The following is a 2,422-nucleotide window of genomic DNA, read 5'->3' as shown; positions in this document are numbered from 1 at the left end:
CCTTAACGATCTCTACGCTTTCCGGGCGCTGCTGGAATATGGCAATTTCCGTATCGCCGCCGAGTCAATTTGCCTTTCACAGTCCGCGCTGAGTCGGCGTATTGAAAAGCTGGAGGCGGCCATCGGCGCGAGGCTCTTTGACCGAACGACCCGGCGCGTCACGCTCACCCTTTACGGGCAAACCTTTGCCGAGCGCTGCGGGCAGCTTCTTCAGGATGTGGAAGTCATGCTTGCCGATATTGATAAAGTCAATGAGGAACGCACGGGGCTGATTACCGTAGCAACCGTTCCTTCAGCTGCTTACTATTTTATGCCGGATATCATCCGCCGCTTCCGAAAGCGCTACCCGCGCGTGCGCATAAAGCTGATAGACAGCAGCGCCGGTAGCGTGATCGACGCGGTGGCCAGCGGGCAGGCAGATTTCGGCATCTGCTTTGCCCGTCACCTGCAGCCTGACCTTGAATTTGTGCCGCTGATAGAGGATGTCTACGTCGCCGCCTGCCGCCGTGACAGCGACCTGGCGAAAAGAACAAGCCTGACATGGCAGGCTTTTTATCAGCAGGATTATATCAGTCTCGATAAAACGTCCGGCAACCGCAATCTGCTCGATCAGCGGCTCGGGCATATTCACCCTGAGCGGCCCAGCATTTGTGAAACGCGCCATGTCACCACGCTGCTGGGGATGGTTGAAGCCGGGATCGGCATTGCTGCCGTTCCCGCGATGTCCATGCCGCGCTCCGAACAGTCTGTGCTAACGCACATTCCCCTCACCGAGCCTGAGGTCCTGCGCACCGTAGGGCTGATGCGCCGCAGCGGTCGTATTCAGTCTTATCTCGCCGTTGAGCTTGAAAAGCTGATCACCGACCAGTTTCGCGTGTCGGCGTAACGGGTATCAGGCCCGTTGAGGTGATGACGCCTCGGGCCTCGGGCGATGAGAGAAAGCTGAGCAGCGCTTTTCCCTTCTCGGGATGAATCGCCCCCTCAATTACCGCCCCTGCAAAGCGCGTGATGTACTGCAGTTCGCCGGGTAATGGGCCCACGAAAGTGACGCCCGATACCGGCAGAAGTTCGCTGACCTGCTGAAAGCCCAACGTATATTTCCCTTTCGCCACTTCCGAGGCCACGGGAATACGCTCAACCCTGTGGGCCTTGTCCTTCAGCTGGCTTTCAATGCCCAGCCTGCGGAAAAGCTGGCTCTCAACGTACCTGCCGCTTGCGCTGTCGGAATAGGCCACGGAGCGTGCGTTGAGCAACGTTTTGCGCAGCGCAGATGCCGTTGAGATATCCGGTGCCGGGGCGCCTTTCTGGACCACCATACCTACCGGAGAGTCTGCAAGCTCAACGCGAGAGCCCGGCACAATCTTACCCTGCTGGTCAAGGGCGTTGAGGGCATCCCCAACCATAATCACCGCGTCTGCTTTTTCGCCTCTCGCAAGACGGGCGGGAATGGCCTGCGGCGTTTTACCCATTGAGGGGCCGGATATCAAAACGATTCTGTCGCCGCTTTTTGCTTCATACTGCACGGCAAGTTTCTCCAGTGCGGCCCTGAAGCCGCCCGAGATCATCACGGTCACGTCCTGTGCGAGAGCGGCGGTGCTGACGGCGCAGAGTATCAGTAAGGCAAAACTGAGTCTGAGGTTGAGCATAGCCATTTATTCCTCCAGAGCGTTTTGCAGGACTAACGCGCGGCGGCGATAGAGGTAAAGCGTCGCCAGCAGGGCGCAGATGGCCGCGAAGCTCATCCAGTAACCCGGAGACGCTTTATCACCGGTGTACTCAATCAGTGCGGTGGACATCACCGGCGTAAAACCCCCGAAGAGGGCCGTCGCCAGGCTATAGGCCAGAGAGAAGCCCGCCACGCGCACTTCTGCGGGCATGATCTCCGTCAGGGCAGGGATCATCGCGCCGTTATACATGCCGTAAAGAAAAGAGAGCCACAGCAGGACGCCCAGCATCATCGAGAAGCTGGGGGCGTTTGCCAGCAGCGTCAGCGCAGGGTAGGTGGTCGCCAGGGCAAGGAGAGTCATGGCAACCAGTACCGGTTTTCGCCCGAACCGGTCCGACAGCGAGCCGCCCACCGGCAGCCAGATGAAGTTTGAGACGGCGACCAGCAGCGTAACCAGCAGGCTGTCCGATGCGCTCAGCAGAAGGACTTTTTTGCCCAACGTTGGGGCGTCAACGGTGATGAGATAAAACGCCGTCGTGGTCATTGCCACCATCAGCATGCCGGCGATAACAACCTGCCAGTTTGCGAGCAGCGTTTTAAAGACCTGACCCATAGCCAGAGAGTGGCGACGCGCGTTGAACGCCTCGGTTTCTTCCAGATTGCGGCGTAAAAAAAAGATAAACGGCACAATCAGGCAGCCAAACAGGAAGGGGATACGCCAGCCCCAGTCACGAATGGCGCTCTCTTCCATCAGGG

The 2,422-nt window shown here is 58.6% G+C and carries 3 protein-coding genes; 1 reads left to right on the top strand and 2 read right to left on the bottom strand.

Going from position 1 to position 2,422, the window contains the following annotated elements; all coding sequences use genetic code 11:
• A partial coding sequence (locus QMM04_RS22170) for a LysR family transcriptional regulator (RefSeq protein ID WP_282997062.1) occupies nucleotides 1–886 on the top strand: 886 nt, incomplete at its 5' end.
• Here the strand turns inward: QMM04_RS22170 and QMM04_RS22165 are convergent.
• On the bottom strand, nucleotides 858–1,646 hold the full coding sequence (locus QMM04_RS22165; RefSeq protein ID WP_282997063.1) for a substrate-binding domain-containing protein: 789 nt from the start codon (nucleotides 1,644–1,646) through the stop codon (nucleotides 858–860). The genes QMM04_RS22170 and QMM04_RS22165 overlap by 29 nt on opposite strands.
• Before the next feature lie 6 nt (nucleotides 1,647–1,652).
• Nucleotides 1,653–2,422 (bottom strand): MFS transporter (locus QMM04_RS22160; RefSeq protein WP_282997061.1); only part of this gene is annotated, 770 nt, incomplete at its 5' end.

Origin of the sequence: Pantoea sp. Pa-EAmG, from assembly GCF_030024295.1 — a bacterium.
In the GTDB taxonomy this organism is placed as follows: domain Bacteria; phylum Pseudomonadota; class Gammaproteobacteria; order Enterobacterales; family Enterobacteriaceae; genus Pantoea; species Pantoea dispersa.
The sequence above is the reverse complement of the archived record's forward strand: the minus strand, read 5'-3'. Positions and strand labels throughout refer to the sequence as shown.

Coding starts and splice junctions, on each gene's coding strand:
- QMM04_RS22165 (WP_282997063.1), bottom strand. CDS start 1,646: ATGCTCAACCTCAGACTCAGTTTTGCCTTACTGATACTCTGCGCCGTC.